The 2984-nt window shown below is 35.6% G+C and carries 3 protein-coding genes; 1 reads left to right on the plus strand and 2 read right to left on the minus strand.

Annotation, left to right across the window (positions count from 1 at the left end):
* Positions 1-132 precede the first annotated feature (132 nt).
* Together Q0410_RS04050 and Q0410_RS04055 are read right to left on the minus strand one after the other, a co-directional pair.
* Positions 133-1479 (minus strand): MATE family efflux transporter, encoded by a 1347-nt coding sequence (locus Q0410_RS04050; protein WP_299033089.1) that lies wholly within the window; start codon positions 1477-1479, stop codon positions 133-135.
* 1 nt (position 1480) lies between these two features.
* Complete coding sequence (locus tag Q0410_RS04055) at positions 1481-2239, minus strand: bifunctional hydroxymethylpyrimidine kinase/phosphomethylpyrimidine kinase (RefSeq protein WP_299033092.1); 759 nt, start codon at positions 2237-2239, stop codon at positions 1481-1483.
* An 89-nt stretch (positions 2240-2328) separates the two neighbouring features.
* Between Q0410_RS04055 and Q0410_RS04060 the strand changes: the two genes are divergently transcribed.
* The coding region (locus Q0410_RS04060; protein WP_367178702.1) for a PLDc N-terminal domain-containing protein at positions 2329-2984 on the plus strand (656 nt) is incomplete at its 3' end.

The following is a 2984-nucleotide window of genomic DNA, read 5'->3' on the forward strand; positions in this document are numbered from 1 at the left end:
TTCTTCTGCTGGAGCTTCTGTTGTTGTAGTTGTTTCTGTTGGTTCTTCTGCTGGTTTGTCAGCTGAGTTACCACATGCGCTTAGCACTAATGCTAGAGCTAGTAGAGAAAATAATTTTTTCATAGTACCCTCCTATATTTTCTTGTGTACCCATTCTCCTAAATTAAATCTGTGCCTTAGACTTAAAAATCTTGATGCTTGGTCAGATAGGATACCAATCCAGATACCAGCTAGTCCCAGGTCAAAGACCTTAACACAGATAAGAGTCACTATGGATCTGATAAATGTTACCGATACAAGTGCAACTCCTAACGTATATTTTACATCACCCGCGGCTCTTAAGCAACCCCCATAGATAACTTGTGAGATTTGAAGGAGGACAATTACTACTAGAAACCTTGAAATTAGAACACCCATGTCGAGTATGTGATCTTCTTTAAAAAATACGGAAAATATATTTCTACCGAAAAATATCAGGCCTAGAGATATGATTACAGAAAATATAAAGCCTAGTTCTTGACAGGTTTTGCCGTATTTCATGGCTTCTTTCTTAAGATTTGCTCCGAGTGCGTTACCTGTTAGGGCTATTGCTGCTACCTGCATACCATTTCCAAAGGAAAATGATAGGGATAGGAGGTTCATGCCTACATTGTGGGCGGCAAAGGCATCTGTTCCAAGTTTTGCTGCACTTATGGCAGTTATCATAAAACCAACCCTTGCTGACACATTTTCTATAAATAGATTTACTGCTAGGTTTTTTATCTCTTTTGCAATTTCTACAGAGAATTTGAACTTAGTTTTGGCCATTGTTTTGAAATTCATATAAGAATCTTTGTCAAATAGGGAAAGTATACACATTGTAGATGCAACTATAGTTCCTATTACAGTGGCAATGGCAGCTCCTCTTACTCCCATTTTTGGAAATCCAAGCCTACCTTCTATTAGCAAAAAGTTAAATCCAATATTTACTATTGAAGATATTAGGTTGGTTACAAATGCTATATTTGTATTACCGCAGCCCCTGTGTCCAGAGTTTATAAGCATTGACAGAGCGTTAAATACCATGCCTAGCATGATTATCATATAATAATCGTAGGCGAGTTTGTGGGTATCTGGGTTTGATCCGGCAAAGGCTAGGATTTGGTTGGCAAATACTACCATGACAAATGTTAAAATAATTACAAAAAACACCATAAGGTAGAGGGCTGTTGTCAGGGTTTGATTTGCCTTATCCCTCTTTTTTTCGCCTTGGCGTCTTGCAATTAGGGCAGATACTGCCGCATTTATTGCAAAAAATACTGATAAGGCAATAAATTTTGGCTGGGTTGTAAGTCCGATTGCAGCGATTGCAGCAGGTCCCATAGATGAGACCATGAAGGTATCGATTATGCCTGCAATTGCTATAAAGAAAAATTCTAGGACAGCTGGCCAGGCGATTTGAAGTGATTTTTTAAAATATTGTTTTCTTGTTTTTTCCATCTTAACCTTCTATCAAAGTCAGGAATTTTTCTATATTTATCTCACTTGCACCTGGATTTTCTTTTTCATTTTCAACTATAATCTTAATTATATCCTGGCAAGTTTTAGCGATTGCTTCTTTTATTCCAAAAGATTTTAATAAATATCCTATGAAGAGGGCGTCAAATAAATCTCCAGAGCCTCCTACTTTTATATCTTGTTTGTCATAGGGGATGATATTTTCCCTGCCATCATGGTAGATTACAGCAGATTTTTCATCTTTTATGGCTGATGTTATTATAATTTTTTTGCCACTTTCCGTTAGATTTTCGATATCAAGGTCCAAAAATTTGGCTTCTGTTTCGTTTGGAATTATTATATCTGCGAGACCTATTAGGTCCTTATAATTATTTACCTTACTTTCATCAAGACCTGGATAAAGAAGGCCATCATCGCCCATTATTGGGTCGAAGACTATGGTTGGCTTGTAATTAAGATTATTTATAAAATCTTTTATGATTTCTTTTTGGCCCTTATCTTCGATATAGCCGATAAAGATTAGGTCAAATTTTATACCTAAATTTTCCCAGTTTTTTAGGCTTTCCTTGATAAAGGGGTCTATATTAAAAAAAGCATTACCACCGAGGGAAAAGTTGTTTGCTATCATTGCTGTTGGCAGCAAAAAAACCTCACAGTCCATATAGGAAAGAACTGGTGCCATGAGTCTTCCAGCTATCTTTCCTTTGGATACGAAGTCGTTTAAGACTAATACATTTTTCATTTTACGCTCCTTTTCTATATCTTATGGAAAGGGGATAATAAAGTCAAATATATTGAAGATAAAAAGCTTTAAAGAAGTATAATTATAGAATGAATGATCAAAGAAATAAAGTATTGCATAAAATAAAAGAGAATAAATATGTTAAGAAAACCAAGAAGGGCATGGGGTCTTTGGTATTTTCCAGGGCAGGTTTGTTTGCCTTTTTGATTCTCCTTCAAATATTTTTGCTGGTGATGATTAATAGGAAACTAGGTATCAACCAATATTATCTTTTTGGGGGTTCGTCCATCCTTAGCTTTATCATGATGATGGTAATCCTAAATTTAGATCAGATGAATCCTTATATGAAGCTATCTTGGCTAATTTTTATTTTTGTGGCACCTACTTTTGCAATTGTAGCATTTTTGATGTCATATTTCAAAATTGGTTACAGGAGAGAACACAAGAGGGTCATAGATCTAGAAAAAGAATCGAGAATCTATCACAGTAGGTATATGAGTAGGGGGGATATTTCAGAAATTGGAGATAAGAGGTTTGAAAATCTTTCCTACTATCTTAAGCATACCGGAGGATTTTCTACTTATAAGTCAAGCACATCCGAGTATTATAAGCTCGGCGATGATATGTATCTCGCTATGATTGAGGATATAAAAAATGCTAAAGACTTTATATTTATGGAATTTTTCATCCTTGATTATGGCTATATGTGGGGGACAATCCTTGAGCTTTTGGTCGAAAAGGTCAA

This window comes from uncultured Anaerococcus sp. (assembly GCF_937934665.1).
Lineage (GTDB): Bacteria > Bacillota > Clostridia > Tissierellales > Peptoniphilaceae > Anaerococcus.